Annotated in this window: 19 protein-coding genes and 1 riboswitch; of the genes, 12 read left to right on the forward strand and 7 right to left on the reverse strand. The window is 31.8% G+C overall.

Annotation, left to right across the window (positions count from 1 at the left end; translation table 11 throughout):
* Window positions 1–175 precede the first annotated feature (175 nt).
* Window positions 176–769, forward strand: a complete 594-nt coding sequence (locus BM319_RS00280; RefSeq protein WP_056475450.1) for a YdeI/OmpD-associated family protein — start codon at window positions 176–178, stop codon at window positions 767–769.
* An 82-nt stretch (window positions 770–851) separates the two neighbouring features.
* Here the strand turns inward: BM319_RS00280 and BM319_RS00285 are convergent, their stop codons facing one another.
* Window positions 852–1,169 carry a hypothetical protein gene (locus BM319_RS00285; RefSeq protein WP_091021037.1) on the reverse strand — a complete coding sequence of 106 codons (318 nt, stop codon included), beginning with the start codon at window positions 1,167–1,169 and terminating at the stop codon, window positions 852–854.
* Window positions 1,170–1,366: 197 nt separating this feature from the next.
* Between BM319_RS00285 and BM319_RS00290 the strand changes: the two genes are divergently transcribed.
* Window positions 1,367–1,576 (forward strand): hypothetical protein, encoded by a 210-nt coding sequence (locus BM319_RS00290; RefSeq protein ID WP_091021038.1) that lies wholly within the window; start codon window positions 1,367–1,369, stop codon window positions 1,574–1,576.
* 431 nt (window positions 1,577–2,007) lie between these two features.
* Here the strand turns inward: BM319_RS00290 and pdxK are convergent, their stop codons facing one another.
* Window positions 2,008–2,823: a pyridoxine/pyridoxal/pyridoxamine kinase gene (pdxK, locus tag BM319_RS00295; protein ID WP_091021039.1), complete on the reverse strand. Its 816-nt coding sequence runs from the start codon at window positions 2,821–2,823 to the stop codon at window positions 2,008–2,010.
* 201 nt (window positions 2,824–3,024) lie between these two features.
* Window positions 3,025–3,203: riboswitch (Lysine riboswitch) on the forward strand.
* Window positions 3,204–3,403: 200 nt separating this feature from the next.
* Here pdxK and BM319_RS00300 point away from each other — a divergent pair.
* The 3 genes from BM319_RS00300 to BM319_RS00310 all read left to right on the forward strand — a co-directional run bounded on the left by BM319_RS00300 (window position 3,404) and on the right by BM319_RS00310 (window position 6,306).
* Entirely contained in the window at window positions 3,404–4,873 is a 1,470-nt protein-coding gene (locus BM319_RS00300) for an amino acid permease (RefSeq protein ID WP_069033416.1), read from the forward strand.
* 150 nt (window positions 4,874–5,023) lie between these two features.
* Entirely contained in the window at window positions 5,024–5,716 is a 693-nt protein-coding gene (locus BM319_RS00305; protein ID WP_091021040.1) for an MBL fold metallo-hydrolase, read from the forward strand.
* Window positions 5,717–5,733: 17 nt separating this feature from the next.
* Complete coding sequence (locus BM319_RS00310; protein ID WP_069033414.1) at window positions 5,734–6,306, forward strand: TetR/AcrR family transcriptional regulator; 573 nt, start codon at window positions 5,734–5,736, stop codon at window positions 6,304–6,306.
* A gap of 68 nt (window positions 6,307–6,374) precedes the next feature.
* On the opposite strand, the gene BM319_RS00315 is transcribed toward BM319_RS00310, so the two are convergent.
* Window positions 6,375–6,674, reverse strand: a complete 300-nt coding sequence (locus BM319_RS00315; RefSeq protein WP_069033413.1) for a hypothetical protein — start codon at window positions 6,672–6,674, stop codon at window positions 6,375–6,377.
* Window positions 6,675–6,877: 203 nt separating this feature from the next.
* On the opposite strand from BM319_RS00315, the gene BM319_RS00320 reads away from it, so the two are divergent.
* On the forward strand, window positions 6,878–7,864 hold the full coding sequence (locus tag BM319_RS00320; protein ID WP_069033412.1) for a zinc-dependent alcohol dehydrogenase family protein: 987 nt from the start codon (window positions 6,878–6,880) through the stop codon (window positions 7,862–7,864).
* Window positions 7,865–8,009: 145 nt separating this feature from the next.
* Here BM319_RS00320 and BM319_RS00325 read toward each other — a convergent pair whose 3' ends face one another.
* Window positions 8,010–8,588, reverse strand: a complete 579-nt coding sequence (locus BM319_RS00325; protein ID WP_091021041.1) for a hypothetical protein — start codon at window positions 8,586–8,588, stop codon at window positions 8,010–8,012.
* Between the two features lie 861 nt (window positions 8,589–9,449).
* Here BM319_RS00325 and BM319_RS00335 point away from each other — a divergent pair.
* The 5 genes from BM319_RS00335 (at window position 9,450) to BM319_RS00355 (ending at window position 14,616) form a co-directional block, all read left to right on the forward strand.
* Complete coding sequence (locus tag BM319_RS00335) at window positions 9,450–10,094, forward strand: response regulator transcription factor (protein ID WP_069033409.1); 645 nt, start codon at window positions 9,450–9,452, stop codon at window positions 10,092–10,094.
* A gap of 16 nt (window positions 10,095–10,110) precedes the next feature.
* Window positions 10,111–11,214, forward strand: a complete 1,104-nt coding sequence (locus tag BM319_RS00340; RefSeq protein WP_091021042.1) for a sensor histidine kinase — start codon at window positions 10,111–10,113, stop codon at window positions 11,212–11,214.
* Window positions 11,215–11,372: 158 nt separating this feature from the next.
* The gene (locus BM319_RS00345; protein ID WP_069033407.1) at window positions 11,373–12,308 is read left to right on the forward strand and encodes an ABC transporter ATP-binding protein; all 936 of its coding nucleotides are present in this window, start codon (window positions 11,373–11,375) and stop codon (window positions 12,306–12,308) included.
* 36 nt (window positions 12,309–12,344) lie between these two features.
* A complete protein-coding gene (locus BM319_RS00350) occupies window positions 12,345–13,469 on the forward strand; it encodes an ABC transporter permease (RefSeq protein WP_091021043.1) in 1,125 nt (374 codons plus the stop codon).
* 1 nt (window position 13,470) lies between these two features.
* Entirely contained in the window at window positions 13,471–14,616 is a 1,146-nt protein-coding gene (locus BM319_RS00355) for an ABC transporter permease (protein WP_091021044.1), read from the forward strand.
* A 51-nt stretch (window positions 14,617–14,667) separates the two neighbouring features.
* On the opposite strand, the gene BM319_RS00360 is transcribed toward BM319_RS00355, so the two are convergent.
* The 3 genes from BM319_RS00360 to BM319_RS00370 form a co-directional block, all read right to left on the reverse strand.
* A complete protein-coding gene (locus BM319_RS00360; protein WP_091021045.1) occupies window positions 14,668–15,051 on the reverse strand; it encodes a VOC family protein in 384 nt (127 codons plus the stop codon).
* A gap of 85 nt (window positions 15,052–15,136) precedes the next feature.
* On the reverse strand, window positions 15,137–15,817 hold the full coding sequence (gene bshB2, locus BM319_RS00365) for a bacillithiol biosynthesis deacetylase BshB2 (RefSeq protein ID WP_069033403.1): 681 nt from the start codon (window positions 15,815–15,817) through the stop codon (window positions 15,137–15,139).
* 16 nt (window positions 15,818–15,833) lie between these two features.
* On the reverse strand, window positions 15,834–16,178 hold the full coding sequence (locus BM319_RS00370) for a YojF family protein (RefSeq protein WP_069033402.1): 345 nt from the start codon (window positions 16,176–16,178) through the stop codon (window positions 15,834–15,836).
* Window positions 16,179–16,604: 426 nt separating this feature from the next.
* Here BM319_RS00370 and BM319_RS00375 point away from each other — a divergent pair, with 426 nt between their 5' ends.
* A complete protein-coding gene (locus BM319_RS00375; protein WP_069033401.1) occupies window positions 16,605–16,994 on the forward strand; it encodes an FtsB family cell division protein in 390 nt (129 codons plus the stop codon).
* Window positions 16,995–17,153: the final 159 nt, after the last annotated feature.

The raw sequence follows: 17,153 nt of genomic DNA on the forward strand, positions 1-17,153 counted from the left end.
CTAGCTAAGACTAAAGTGAATGAGCCAATCCGATTGGTATTATAAAAACATTATAGTAAAATTTAAAACGAAGATTTTTCATGAAATACGAATCATATTATTGGGATGAAAATTCTGAGGTTAATTTATGTTTATTTAAAGCTAAAAAAGTGGAATTAATGAGAGGTGTTTATCGATGACAAATAATAATATGCATCCTAAAGTTGAAGCATTTTTATTGAGAGCGAAAAAGTGGCAAGAAGAATTTTATAAGTTAAGAGAAATCGTCATTGACTGTGAACTGACTGAAGATTTTAAATGGATGCATCCTTGTTACACACTTGATAATAAAAATATCGTTTTAATTCATGGTTTTAAAGAATATTGTGCACTTCTGTTTCATAAAGGTGCGTTGCTAAAAGATCCAAAAGGCATTCTGATTCAACAAACAGAAAATGTACAATCAGCACGTCAGATACGATTCACCAATATTCAGGAAATAATTGAAATGGAAAGCGTTTTGAAGGACTATATTAAAGAAGCAATTGAAGTGGAAAAAGCAGGTTTGCAAGTGGAATTAAAAAAGACTTCAGATTATGAAGTTCCTGAAGAATTACAACTTAAATTAGATGAAAACCCGACCTTAAAAACGGCTTTTGAAGCATTAACGCCAGGACGTCAAAGAGCTTATATTTATTATTTTTCTCAACCGAAACAATCGAAAACACGTACGTCTAGGGTTGAAAAATACATTGATCAAATTCTCGATGGAAAAGGATTAAATGACTAGTTTTATTAAAATCAATAAAAAATAAAGAGCGATTAATGACGAATATCGCTCTTTATTTCTTGAGGTTATATTGCTTAAAGAATTATTCCCCACCAATCATTCCGACTTTTTTGTTTGTCTCTGTATCAATATAGATAACGATCTTCTCTTCAGGATTATCTCCATTAAAAGTAACAGAATATAGTTTATCTTTATGATAGTTTTTATTAAATAAAGTCGCTTGATTGGGTATAGATTCTACTTTTTTAACGACTCCATGTTTATCACTTAACGCAGCCTGTTCAGTTCTTGTTAAGCTTGCATATGCAATCGCTTGGATATCTTCGTTATTATTTTTTTCACAACCAATTACTAAAAAAAGCAGAAATGTTAGCATTAAGATGGAAAAATTTTTTCTCATAAAATCCACTTCCTTTCTATATATAATAACATGTAATACATAAAAAAATGTTAAATAATGGTAATTTTCACTTGGTATTCAAAATTATTGAAAGTGTAAAAGTATGTGGGAAATAGAGTAGAAATTAATCGGAAAATTGTATGCTCTAGCTATTTATAAACTATTTAAGCTATTAACTAAAGGAGGAGAGAATTTATATGGGACAAAACAAACATGCATTACATCTTCACAAGCGTCTAAACACTTTCCATACAAAACGTAATGAACGAGTTGCTGAATTTCATAAACAACACACGCTTCAGATTGAAAATGGTGAAAACGGAAATGGTTTATTAGCTAAATGGGAAAGATTCGTTTATTTCAAAGGAAGAAATGCAGTTAAGGCAATTAAGGGAATTGTTAAGTGAAAAGTGGGAACATAAGGGATAGGGAAACCTTTCCCCTTTTTTTATTTTTAAAATAAAAAATGTACGTGGACTGCAAATAAAATCTGAAAAACGCAATTAAATTTGGCAAAACTGCAATTAAAATTAGGATATCGCAAATAAAGTTAGTGAAACTGCAATTAAATTCCAGGAATCGCAAATAAAATTAAAAATTACCCATGCCAGTTACAGTATTGTGACATCTAAATTAGATACTTTCAAAACAAAAACTAGTAAATCTGTTCCAAATTAAAAAAAACTTGATAAAATCTGCTTACTATCTGTAAAAAGGTCAATCATATCAGCTTCAAGTTAACCTCTACTGGCGTCAGTACATTCCCTTTTTTAAAATATAAAAAAGGGCGCCTCATAAGTCAGTTAACCTGACTTATGAGACATCCCCATTATTGTTATTAGCCTTCTCCATGTAATCGGTATGCCATGTGGTTTGTTGGGCCAACGTATTGATTAAGTGGGAATGAGTGACGAATTGCTTCAGTAATGAATTTCTTTGCAGTGTAGATTGCTTCTTTCGGTTCTGCTCCTTTAGCAAGCTCTGCACAAATCGCTGCAGAATAAGTGCAACCCGCACCGTGAGTATATGTAGTTTCGATTCTGTCCGATTCTAGATGCTCGATTTTTTCACCATCAAATAATACATCTATTGCATTTTCATGCTGAATTTTGCTTCCACCTTTAACTAAAACATATTTAGCCCCTAATTCATGGATTTTGCGTGCTGCTTCTTCCATTTGTTCAACAGTGCAGATTGGTGGCATTTTAGCTAATTGAGCTGCCTCAAATAAATTTGGTGTTACAACTGTTGAAAGTGGTACTAAAATTTCTCTTAATGCATCATTTGTCTCTGGGTGAAGAGCCTCGTCATTTCCTTTACAAATCATAACTGGATCGACAACAACTCGATCAATATTATGTTTTTTTATTGTTTTTGCAGCTAACTCAATTATTTCAGTTGAACCAAGCATACCTGTTTTCATTGCTTGAATTCCAACGCCAACAACGATTGTTTCTAATTGTGCTGCAATCGTATCTATATCAATTGGAAATACTTGATGATGCCAATGATTATGAGGATCCATCGCTACTAAAGTAGTAATTGCACTCATGCCATAAACATTACGTTCCTGAAACGTCTTAATATCAGCTTGTAATCCAGCCCCACCACTACTATCAGATCCCGCAAGTGTCAATGCTTTATAAATTGTCATGTGAAAAATTCCTCCTTTGAAGTACATAGAATTATTATACAAAAACATAAGTGCTAGGTACAAGACATGAGTATCATGAAGCGAAAATCAAGAAATAGATTTCTTAGGTTGAGTCTATTTTTGTCGAAATATTTATTGACAAACTAGATTAATAGATTGTATATTGAGTTTATAAAAATAAATTTAATATAATCTTTATCTCGTATGGATAGAGGCGCAGTTTTGATTAGTCGTTACTTTGAGGTTTATGGTACCTGTGAAAAGTAATAAAAGGTGAAACTGCCGAAGTAATAAATTTACCATTTAAATTTATTATTGGGCCTATTGCTGAATAAGCATAGGACTGTCACAAGATTTTCTTGTGGAGGGCTATTGAAGAGATGTTGATGCTGTTTGACACATATATATGAGTCTTAAACACGTGAACATTGCTTCACGTGTTTTTTTGTATTTTACCAGATTTTCCATTCTTTACATATTGACGAAAATACTGAGTAAAATACACATCATACAACACTTTTATACCGTCCCATATTCTCGCGTAAAGATAAGATTGCAAGAATGAAGAGGAGGCAATAAGATGGGACTAACAAACCCTAAAAATGATAAAGTAGTATCGAATACTCACGATGGTTCTTTAAAAAGGGGCCTTAAAGCAAGACATTTAACGATGATTTCAATTGGTGGTTCAATTGGGACAGGTTTGTTTTTAGCTAGTGGAACTTCAATTAGTCAAGCTGGTCCTGGTGGAGCTGTTTTAGCTTACGGACTAATTGGTATTATGGTTTATTTCTTAATGACTAGTTTAGGTGAAATGGCGACTTATTTGCCAGTTTCTGGTTCATTTAGTACGTATGGATCTCGCTACGTTGATCCTGCATTTGGTTTTGCTATGGGTTGGAATTATTGGTATAACTGGGCAATCACTTTAGCTTTTGAATTATTAGCTTCAGCAATGCTGATGAAATATTGGTTCCCACATTCTCCAGCTGTTTTATGGAGCGGAATCTTTTTAGTGATTATTTTAGGTTTAAATTTACTTTCAGTTAAAGGCTATGGTGAATCAGAGTTTTGGTTTTCATTAATTAAAGTTGTAACTGTAGTTGTCTTTTTAGTTGTTGGCATTGCAATGATTTTTGGTATTATAAGTGGACATCATGCAGGCTTTAAAAACTTTACTGTTGGAGATGCTCCGTTTCATAATGGATTTTTAGGCGTTTTATCAATCTTTATTGTTGCAGGTTTCTCATTCCAAGGTACAGAGTTAATCGGTGTTGCAGCAGGTGAGACAGAACATCCGGAGAAAAATGTCCCAAAAGCTATCCGTCAAATTTTCTGGCGTATCCTTTTATTTTATGTTTTAGCTATTATCGTAATTGGTTTATTAATTCCTTATACAGATCCTGGTCTAATGAAAAATGACGTGGCTGTTAGTCCATTTACTTTAGTATTTGAAAAATTAGGTGTTGCATTTGCGGCTTCTGTAATGAATGCAGTTATTTTAACATCAGTCTTATCTGCAGGTAATAGTGGAACTTATGCATCTACTCGAATGTTATATACTCTAGCAATTGAAGGAAAAGCTCCTAAATTCTTAACAAAAGTAAATAAAAATGGTGTTCCTACAAATGCTTTATATGTAACACTTGCAGTTGGTTCACTTGCTTGTTTATCTTCATTTTTCGGTGAAGGTCAAGTGTATACTTGGTTATTAAATTTATCAGGATTGTCAGGTTTCCTAGCTTGGTTAGGTATTGCGATTTCTCATTACCGTTTCCGTAAGGCTTATGTTGCTCAAGGTAAAGATTTGAATGACCTACCTTACCGCGCAAAATGGTTCCCACTAGGTCCAATCTTAGCATTTTTAGCTTGTTTATTTATTGTGCTAGCTCAAAACTGGCAAGCATTTACAGGTAATGCAATTGATTGGCAAGGTGTACTTGTTTCATACATTGGAATTCCTGTGTTTTTAATTGTTTGGTTAGGTTATAAAGTTAAACATAAAACGAAAGTTGTTCCTTATAAAGAGATGGACTTATCTAGAAAATAATAATAAAATATAGCCCTTTCATCTATGATGGAAGGGTTTTTTAGTTATTTTAACGATTTTTTGTAAATTTGGAATTTTTGTTCACAAAAACTAATACCTTTAGTATTATAAAACTAAAGGTATTAGTTTTTATTATTAGGAGGTTATAAATTGAAGATTACGAAAAATAATTTTCTTTATGAGTTAAGCTTTTTACCCAATTTCTTTCCTGTAAATTGTTTTTTAGTTGAAGAAGAAAACGAACTTACGTTAATTGATACAGCACTTTCCTTTAGCGCGACTAAAATTATTGAAGCAGCTAATCAAATCGGCAAAAAAATCACGAATATCGTTTTAACGCATGCGCACGGCGACCATGTTGGAGCGCTTGATCAATTAAAATCACTACTTCCAGATGCAGTCGTCTCCATTTCAAAAAGAGATGCAAAATTATTAAAAGGGGACACTAGTTTAGAAGCTAATGAGCCTAATACTCCTATAAAAGGCGGCGTTCCTAAAAATATCCAAACCATCCCGGATCGATTACTCCAGGAAGGAGACACGATAGGGTCTTTAATAGCAGTTGAGGTTCCTGGTCATACACCAGGTTCAATGGCATTTTTAGATCAACGGACAAATGCCATTATCGCTGGTGATGCTTTTTCATTAAGAGGTGGTTTTGCGATTTCTGGACAATTAAGAATTTTATTTCCGTTTCCATCAATGGCAACATGGAATAAAGATGCTGCTTTAAATAGTGCTAAGAAAATTAGCGAATTAAAACCTACATTATTAGCAGTCGGTCATGGTACGATGTTAAGTGATCCACAAGAAGCAATTGACCGTGCTCTTAAAATGCAGTAAGTGGGGGATTATACGGAATGTCACCAAGAATTGGATTGAATTTTCATCAGTTACTGAGTACTTCAATTAACATTGTTGATACAGAAGGGTGGGAGGCTTTAACGATTAGTTATCTTGCAAAGAAGCTAACGATTCAACCACCATCGATTTATAATCATATTAAGAATTTGGATGAACTAAAAAATAGTGTTGCAGTATATGGAATTACACAGCTTTATGAAAAACTTTGTGAATCGGTTGAAGGAAAAAATAATGAGAATGCAATTTTTGCATTAGCTTTTGCTTATCTTGATTATGCTAGAACCCATCCTGGTTTATATAAAGCTACCTTATCTCCGTCTCAAACACCAGGTGATGAGTATCGTTTAACTGGGAATAAAATTTTGAACTTAATCAATGAGTTATTGAAACCATATAATTTAACGGACATTGAACTTATTCATGCGGTAAGAGGTTTTAGAAGTTTGCTTCATGGTTTTGTTTCGCTTGAAAAAAGTGATGGATTTGGTATAAATATTCCAATTGATGAAAGTGTACTTTTTGTATTGAAAAATTATGTAAGAAATTTGAAGTCGGATATAAAGCAATAATTAAAAGGATAGGAAGGTTTAAATACCTTCCTATCCTTATTTATAGAGAAAATACGTTATTATTTAAATTAAGCGTTTACGCCGTCTTTGAAGTTTTTATTCCAGTTTTTATCTCCCATATGTTCAAGATCTTCAGTAGTACGTTCTAATACGTCAATTAGTAACGTCTTCATATGGTGAATATTGTTATAAAATAATTTTTCTTCTTCTAAATCTGGTTTTGCATGATGAGCTGCCTTAATTGCTGTTTCTTCACGAAATCTTCTAACTTTTAAGTCTAACTCATCAAAGACGTGTTTTACATACTTTACAATATTTCTATGGTTTAACGTATTTCTCTCATTTAATTCCTCTAATTTGTTTACCATAGTCATTTTCCTCCATGAATTAAGATTAAAAGATTTATATTGATTATACTGAAACAATGTGAAAAAACAATATAAATTATAAATTTTTAACCATTATAATCAAACCCTTATGATTCAATTTGAGGTCAAAATTGTATTTTTTTCGATCTGATGTATGCTAAAATGATTTAATAATATTTTCTATTTTGAAAGAGGAGGCTATTATGAAAGCAATTGTCATTCATCAATATGGAGATAGCTCTGAGTTTAAAAATATTGAACTTTCAATACCGAAGCCATCTGGTCATCAAGTTTTAGTTAAGGTTTCTGCGACTAGTATCAATCCGATTGATACAAAGATTAGAAAAGGGATTGTACCAAATGCATTCCATCCTAATTTTCCGATGATTTTACATAGTGATTTTTCTGGTGAAGTTGTTGAAGTTGGTGAAAATGTTTCACGTTTTTCAGTTGGAGATTTTGTTTTCGGTTTAAATGTCTTTACGGGTACTCTTTCAGATTATTTTTTAATAGAAGAAACAGTAATTGCTAAAGCTCCAAAAAATTTACCTATTCAAGAAGCTGCAAGTTTACCATTAACAGCTATTACTGCATGGGAGGCACTTTTTGACAGAGGTAATTTAAAACAAGGTGATCATATTTTAATTCATGGTGGGGCAGGTGGTGTTGGCCATCTAGCGATCCAGTTGGCGAAAGCTTCTGGAGCTACTGTTACGACAACTGTTTCATCGAATGAAAAAGCTATTTTAGTTAAAAAGCTAGGTGCAGACCACGTCATTAATTATAAGGAAGAGACCGTCCAAGAATATGTTAACCGCCTAACGGATGGGCAAGGTTTTGATCTTGTTTTTGATACTGTCGGTAAAGAAAACCTAGATAAATCATTTATTGCAGTTAAACCAAAAGGTACTGTTCTAGCAATTGCTGCAAGATCGACGCATGATTTATCACTTTTACATAACAAATCTTTATCTTTACATGTAATATTTATTCTGCTTACTCAAAAAACTGAGGAAGGGCGTAAAGAACATAGTGCTATTTTAAATAAAATTGCTACTTTAGTTGAAGAAGGTAAGCTAAAGCCGCTAATCAATCCAAAATCTTTTACATTCGATCAAGTGAAGGACGCTCATGATTACTTTGAAAATAATGAAGTACAATTTGGTAAAGTATTGATTGAAAATAAGTAATTTTATTGAATCCCTTTTGCATATGCATAGGGATTTTTTCATATCATTTCATTTTGAGCTCGAAATCACACCTATCAATAAAAAAAGCTCAGTCTTCTGAGCTTTCAAGTTTTATGGTTGTATTTCAAATAGTTTTAATTATGATTTATACTTTTACTACTGTAAAATGATTTAACACAGGTACCTTTGTATATACGTCACCTACATATTCCCATTTTCCGCTACCCATAACAGTTTTTCTATATTGCTTATATTTTTTAACTTCTATATCTTTATGAATTAAAAGTTTAACTGCTTGTCCAGTATATGGCGATTTTACTACAACCCCAGTTCCACTTATACTTCCTGGCGTTACTCCTATTGAATAAGCACCATATGCAACGGATATTGTAACTGTAACCTTACTTCCACTATTTGACCAATAAAAACTTCCTGGAGAGTGAAATATAGTCCCTTTTGGTGGTTGACCTTCTGCATAACCAATTTTGACCTTTTTTGTTATTTGAGTTCCCACTAGTTCAGTTTTATACTCATATAATGGAGTTCTTCCTTTACTATTTTGTTGTTCTAATTGTTGTTGTTCTTCTCTATCAATTTCTTCTTGAGGTACAGGGATTACAAAAGCTTCTTGGCTTGTCTCATCAGTTGGAATTTCTTGTGCGTTAATTGGGGTTGAAGAAACTAAGATGCTTAAAAAGACTAATAAACTTACTATTTTTTTCATAATCAAACTTCCTACTTTCATAATTTGTTTGGATACTCGGGTTTGCATCGATCTGTTTAAAGTAATATGTCTTTTCATTTATCATAATCTTGAAACCACTATTTTTATATGTGACTTCTATGTCTTTAAAAATCGAACTTTTTATTATATATTTGGATTCAGATTTTTTTAAAAATGTTCCTTTATCTAATTTTCCATTACGTTTTAAATCCTCGTAATAATAATAAAATGTATAGTTATTTTCTGGATCAAAGACCATTGATACAAATGGCAGTTCATTACAGGTAAACGTACCTCTCAATAAAAATGTCTTATTAGTGGAATTACAACTACTTGTTAGGAACACCAATATAAATGTAATAAGTATTTTTTTAGTACTAAGTTTTTCCATAAACCTATTTTTCTCCTGTAATAGAACTTGTAATGTTTTACTCACCAATAAAGAAAAAGGTTACCTCTTCATTTTGTCGACGTTAATCAAAGTATTAACTTATTTGTAACTTATTTGAAAACGACAGAAATATAAACAAATAAGATAAATGGTAAATATTTTTTAGTAAAATTTAACAGAGCGCTCAATTAAATTTTACTAAATTTTTTATGATGTTTTACTTTAACTATTGAATATTTTGTGAAATTAATCACAAAATGAGTATTCGTGTTTTCCTATGCCTTTTATTAATGAATACGTCAAGGTTTCATAAAACAATAAAATTATGTAATTAAGTGATTTTGTTTACAAATCATTTAGATTTATCTTTTCCTTCTCATGGTAATTAGTCAATAGTGGTATATAATGGAAATATAATTCGTGGAATAAAGGATGTGAAAACGAGGTAGAAATTTTCTCCCTCTATTCAAATGAACAAAATAAAATTAATTATTGCTGATGATAATTCATTTATTAGAGAAGGTCTTAAAATCATATTGAGCTCTTATGAAGAGTTTGAAGTATTAGAAACAGTAAATGATGGGAATGAAGCGTTAAAATATTGTCAAAATAATGAAGTAGATGTTGCGCTTTTAGATGTTCGAATGCCAAATATGAATGGGGTAGAAGCTACGAAGCATATTTCCGAGCAAACTAAAACAAAGCCACTTATTTTAACGACTTTTGATGATGATGAGTACATTATTGATGCTGTGAAAAATGGAGCAAAGGGTTATTTATTAAAAAATAATGAACCAGAACGTATTCGAGAAGCGATCAAAAGTGTTTATCACGGAAATACAATCATGCAAGATTTAGTACTGGATAAAATTAGAACAAATTTAACAAACAATGCAAATACAGCAGATACGAAAATCGATACGAGTTTGTTTACCCAAAGAGAGTTAGATGTAATGGGTTTAATTGCAAAAGGATTTTCGAATAAGGAAATTTCTAAGCAAATTTATATTTCTGAAGGAACAGTTGCTAATTATATTACTTCAATTCTCGGAAAAACAGGGCTAGAACATCGAACACAAATTGCTATTTTCTATATTACTGGGAAAGTAGACTAACGCGAAGGAGTTACATATGGAGCGTTGGATTATTTTAAATAAGCTCTCTGTTATATTGTATATAGCTCTAATTTGTATTCAAAAAGAAACTCCTAATTTCTCTTGGGTACTTTTTGTATTGCTTGTTTATTTTTGTTTAAATATTAGTCTTTATTTAATAAAAAATAGATCGTTGATAAAATTTTTACTAATCATATCAATTTGTTTAATTGTCTATTCCAATTTAAAGATTCAGCCATTATTTCTTTTACTACTGCCAATGTCAATTTTAGAGCTCGTTTCTTATTTTACTTCAAAAAAATGGATCGGTTGCTTTCTTGCACTATTTCCAATTTGCTACTTATCTAATTCTTTACAGCCTATCTATGGATTAATTTCATTATTTAGTTTTATCGTTTTTTCACTTGTTAATTTGTATAACACTAGATTACGGTTTAAAGAAGATCAAATTGATAAAATGAGGAGCACGATTCAAAAGCTGTCAAAAAAGATTAATAATCATAATGAGTTTATTGAGCAATCGGAATATACCTTTAAATTGGAGGAACGAAATCGTATTTCTCAAGAAATACATGATAAAATAGGGCATTCAATGACAGGTGCGCTATATCAAATGGAAGCAGCTAAACATTTAATGAGTACTAATCAAGATAAAGCATTAGAATTGCTTCAAAATGCGATTAATATTTCAAAGGACGGAATTGAAAATATAAGACTTACTTTAAAAAATATGAAGCCTCCAACTGAACAAATGGGAATTCATCATATGAAATTATTCATAGACGAATTTTCTGCTAAGCATGATTTAAAAACATTGTTTGTCTATAAAGGAAATCTCGATCTTATTACGCCAATTCAATGGAAAGTAATTCAAGAAAATGTAGTTGAGGCTTTAACAAATACGATGAAATATGCAAATGCTACAGAGGTTTCGCTTGAAATACATGTTATGAATAAAATGATAAAAACAAATGTAAAAGACAATGGTAAAGGGAAAGTGAAAATTAAAAAAGGTTTAGGCATCATTGGGATGGAAGAGAGAACAGCGGCTATAAACGGGAAAATAATAGTGGATGGTCATGATGGTTTTTCAGTTACAACTTTACTTCCAATCCAATAATCTTAACATGTGATATGAATTTCTATTAAGTCCATCATGATTTTGCCTAAATAAAAACATGAATATTCTCATGTGAAAAGGGTGAACTAATACACTGATATTAGTTCACCCTTTTGATTATAATAGCATCATAGTAAAAAGCTCAGAGAGGTGAGAGGATGAAAGTTTTAGAGATAAAAAATTTAACTAAAAAGTTCGGGGATTTTATAGCAGTAGATAATATGTCTTTATCAATTGAAGAAGGAGAAATTTTTGGATTTCTTGGAGCAAATGGTGCAGGAAAAAGTACGACAATTAATATTATTTCAGGGCTACTTCGAAGTAATCAAGGTACTGTAGAAATTTTAGGTAAAAACAGTAAGAAGAATAGTAAGTTCGCAAAAATGAATATAGGAATGGTACCTCAGGATTTAGCTATTTATGAAGATTTAACTGCCTATGAAAATGTTAGATTTTTCGCAGGACTTTATGGTTTAAGAGGTTCGGAATTAAATGAAAGAGTAGAAGAAGCCTTACAATTTGTAGGGTTAGAAGATAAATTTAAGGAATACCCAAAAAATTTCTCTGGTGGAATGAAGAGAAGGTTAAATATTGCGTGTGCGATTGCACACCGACCTAAACTGATTATTATGGATGAACCAACTGTTGGGATTGATCCACATTCACGAAACTATATTCTTAATAGTGTACGTAAACTTAATGAAATGGGTTGTACAATCATTTATACGAGCCATTACATGGAGGAAGTTGAAGAAATATGCTCACGTATTTCGATTATTGACCATGGAAAAATCATAGCTGAAGGAACAAAAGAACAGCTTAAATCGATTATTACGAATACAAAGGATATTCGAATTGAAGTTAAAACGACTGAAAATATTGATATTACTGAGCTTAAAGCGATTAATGGCGTTGAGAACGTTCATATTTTAGATAATGTTATTACGATTACTTCAGATAATGGTGTGAATAATTTAAATAAAATCATTCAACATTTTATTAATAATGAAATCGAAATCAGTTCATTACAGGAAAATGCGCCTAACTTAGAAACTGTTTTCCTTACATTAACAGGCCGAAATTTACGTGATTAACTTCATGGGAAATTATTTAATAAGGAGGCAATTAGCTTGAATATTTTTAATATTGCTTTCATGGAAATTAAGCGTGACTTTCGAGATGTAAGGAACTTATTTTTTATGTTAGCATTTCCAATCATTTTAATGCTTGTCTTAGGTACATCACTTTCAAATGCTTTTTCAACATCCGTCCCGATTAAAGATGTGCATGTTTTATATAAAGATCAATCAACAACAGGTGAGTTTTCGCAGTATTTTAACGAATTAATTAAAAGTACGAAAAAGTCTGGAATTCATTTTGAAAAAGCTGCGAGTAATACAAATGGTGAGAATGAAGTGAAACGAAATCATTATGATGGCTATATTTCTATTCAAGATAACGGAATTAAGCTTTATATCAATGAAGGAAACAGTGTTGAGGGTAGTGTTATTCAAGGAATGTTAACTTCTTTTGTAGATAAATATAATGTTGGCGTGGAAGTTGCAAAAGTCGATCCAACTCAAGTTAAAGAAGTCTTTTTAGGTAATTCTCATGATAATTATATTAAGGACACGTCGATTGCATCAAATAAACAGCCAGGTTCGATGGATTATTACGCGATTGCAATGACTACTATGATTGTTCTTTATGCAGCTATGTCTGCAAGTAAATTGATCACAGGTGAAAGAGTTAGAAAAACTGCTGATCGATTAATCGTTGCTCCTATTTCCAAATTTGAGATTTTTATCGGGAAAATACTTGGAAGTTTGGTTGCTAACTTTCTGTGCATTATTGTAGTTGTCTATTTCAGTAAATTCTTTTTTAAAGCCAACTGGGGTAGCCATCTATTATTAGTCTTTATTGTTTTACTGACGGAAGTTCTTCTATCAATTAGTTTAGGGTTAGTTGTAAGCTATATAACGAAATCAAATGCTTCATCTAGAGCATTCATCATGATTGTTGTGCAGCTATCTTCATTTTTTGGTGGAGCTTACTTTAAATTGGGCGATACTAGTGGGATTTTAAAATTCATTACTCAGCTTTCACCACTTACATGGGTTAATACAGCAATTACAAAAATTATTTATGCAAACGACTTATCAGCTGCTATCCCGGCGCTTGTCTTTAATATAGGTTTTTCTTTATTATTCCTATTTCTTGCATCTATTTCTCTACAAAGAAGGGAGGGGCTGTAGGATGCAGACAGTTTTTTGGCTAATTTCGAACACTTTAAGAGCTACTTTTAAAAATAAGAAAAATATTATTATGTATATTTTAGTGCCTCTAATTGGTATTTTTATTTCCTTTCTAGCTTATGGTGGTTCCAATAAAACGATCGTTCACGTTGGGATTGTCAATGAGGATCATCAATATATTGCAAATGATACGATTAAGTTTTTAGAACACTTAGATAACGTTCGAATTGAAATAATTAATACTACGGATGCAAATGATAAGCTCGCTTCAGGATCACTTGATTGTGTTATTTCGTTCCATGATGGCTTTACAGATAGTATACGTTCTGGTAATCCAGATCATATTCAAATATCTTCTATAAAAGGTGCTCAAATTACGAGCTTTGTAAAATCTTATTTATATAATTATATCGATAATGTTTCAGCAATTGGTAAAGTGGCAAAAACAGACCAAACTAAATTTAATCAAATGTATTCCAACTACCAAAACGCAAGCTTCAAGGTAGCAACAAAAACATTATCAGATTCATCTCAGTCTGAAAATATGACGACATATAGTTTAGGCTTTTTGATTATGATTATGCTAATGTCTGCAGGGAATCTTTCTGAAATTATTTTAAAGGAAAAAGAAAATCGAATTTACTACAGACTTTTGTCAGCACCTATTAATGCTAGAAAATATATTTTCTCAAATGTTGTAGTAAATATGATTGTAATGACTATTCAAGTAATTATTACGCTTCTCTTTATGACTAAAGTGTTTCATATTGATATTCATATTCCGTTTTGGGAAGCGGCAATTGTTATGATGCTTTTTGCTTTGGTCTCGGTCGGGATCTCGTTAATGATTGTGGCGTTCTCAAATAGTTCAAAATCATCTGGCGCATTGCAGAATTTAATTGTTGTTCCAACTGTTATGATCTCCGGTTGTTTCTGGCCAATTGAGATTATGCCATCATCCGTACAAAGAATTGCGGATTTTCTTCCACAAAGATGGACGTTAGAGACATTGACGAAGTTGCAACAAGGAAGTAGTTTAGGAAGCTTATATTTAAACATTTTAATCCTTCTAGTTTTTGCGGCTGCATTTTTCTTAATTGCTATTTATAAGTTTAGTCGTAATAGTTCTACTAGAAATTTTGTGTAGATATTAAAAAAATCCATCTCTTTATTAGAGATGGATTTTTTAGCTATTTTATTAGTCCATTGAACTACAAATTTCAATATAATGACCGTCTGGATCTGCTACATATGCTACTGTTTGGCCCCATGGTTTTGTAATCGGTTCTTTGATGATGTTTACACCTTTTGTTCGTAAATCTTCTATTGTAGAATGCACATCATCAGTTACAAATCCGATTTCAAATGTTTGAGACGATGCTTCAGTATTTTTATAATAATTTAATCCAGTCAGCTCTTGAACATTGCCACGTTCAATCATAGCAAGTACGGTATTGCCAGTATCTAATTCGACATACGTACCATGATTTCCACGAATAGGAAGGCCTAAAGACTCAGTATAGAAAGTAAGAGATTTTTCTAGACTTGAAACATATAAAATTAAATACCTCATTTTCAACATTTCATTAACCTCCAGAATAGTTTAATCTCTTTTTCTTTCTACATATATAAGGTATTTACCTTCTTACATTGGTTTTGGCAAGTTCTTATTCAAACTGATAGGTATAGAATGATTCCTTTGCAAAAAATGATTTTAATCGATCATCGGGTATATCCTCAAATTTTTCGATTTTTACAACGTCTTTTAGCATTGCCTCTGTCTGAGAACGGTGTGCTTTCATCGTTCTTAGTTTCTGAGTTGCAACATCCATTACATCATTCACGATATCTGGTTTTCCTAAAACTTCAAAGCGTTCTTTTGTAATCGCGATACACCATACTGTTGGACGATCTTCCTTATCCATTCGTCGAACTGCTTCAACAGCAGCTCTTGCAGTTGCATCATGGTCTGGGTGAACACCGTGTTCTGGATAAAAAGTAATTAATAATGTTGGCTGAATTTCGTCGATGATTTCCTTTATTGGACTAATTACATCCTCAGGGTCTTCGAATTCAATTGTTTTATCATGAAATCCTAGCATTCTTAAATCTTGGATTCCCATTTCTCTACAAGCGTCGATTAATTCGTTTTTACGTATTGTAGGAAGTGATTCTCTTGTTGCGAAAAATGGATTTCCCATATTTCGTCCCATTTCTCCTAAAGTTAAACAAGCGTATGTAACCGGAATCCCTTTATTTGTAAACTTCGAAATCGTTCCAGCAGCCCCAAAAGCTTCATCATCAGGGTGAGGGAACACAAGTAATACTTTTTCTTGTTTTTGACTCATTTTTAGTGCTCCTCTCTTAAAATGGCGTATAGCTTAAATGTATTGCGATTGCAAGCTTTCCATCCTCATTATGACCTGCTAGTAGGAGGCGACCTTGTTCATCAACTTCAAAATCAGTTAATCCTTCTGCAACAACCCAGCCTTCTTCAAGCTTTAATCCGACACGGAATGGGTATTTGCCTGTGATCGTAGCACGGCTAATGATTACTTTCGTATTTCTAATAAAGGCATTTACCGTCATTACTTTTTCATTAAAGTGATTAGCATATGCACCATTTGTAGTTTCTAAATGTAAATAGACTGTTTGATTTATATAATTTTGAAGTGCATCTTGGGCAGCACCAATTTCTAATTTTTGCATTTTCTCGTACCTCCTTTAAAAAGTATTATAATCCAACTTTCCCTAAATTGGTAATTTGTTGGCTTGTGATTTTGAACATAAAAAGATCCCTATCTAATTGGGTGATAGGGATTGGGGGGATGTGTATAACATGATTACTAAAATTTAACTGTTTAAATATTCAGTTAATTTATATTTAATATACATGATGGGAAAATATTCGTCAACCACTTTTGTTAAAAAAATTTAAAATATTCAAAAAATAAGAAAATGAGGTAATTAATGGTATCTTTTTATGATAATATACGTGACTAGAACTCGACAAAAAAGACGAGTTTCTGTGTAAAATAGTCAAATTTTTACTTGTTTTACCTTTTTTTTCTTTTCTAAAAAGATATTAATTGTTAAACTAGAGTAGAATAATATTTTTAAAGGGAGGTTTTTAACGTGAAGGCAGAAGCGCGAAAACTATTTAATCCACAAAGAGAAGAATTAAACAAGCCTTCTCGTAATCAATTTCCGCAGACTAAAAAAAGAAAAACAATACGAATCCATCGAATCATTTTGACAACATTATTTTTGTCTTTACTTATCGCGTCTGGAATATATATGTATAGTCAAAATAAGATCGCTTCGGCAAAGCAACATGAACTTTCAACATTACATGTCGAACAAAAAAAAGTAGCTAAAACTGAAAAAGATTTAAACAGACAGATTAGACTATTAAATGATCCGGATTTCATAGCAAACTATGCTCGTGATCAATACATGTTCTCTAAAAAAGGAGAAACAATCATCATTGTGCCGAAATCGGAAGATGAGATCACCTCAAACTAATAATTATTTAAACTTAAAGATTCTCATATATGTGGGAATCTTTTTTCTATATTCATTATAGAACTAACGTTCGTTTTGTACAAGTTTAAAGTCGAACGTAAGAACTTAAATAGGAAGAAGGGAATAGGATTTTTTCATATCTCTTACTTTTTTGTCTGA

The sequence above is a fragment of the Bacillus sp. UNCCL81 genome, from assembly GCF_900112535.1.
Classification (GTDB): Bacteria; Bacillota; Bacilli; order Bacillales; family Bacillaceae_G; genus Gottfriedia; species Gottfriedia luciferensis_B.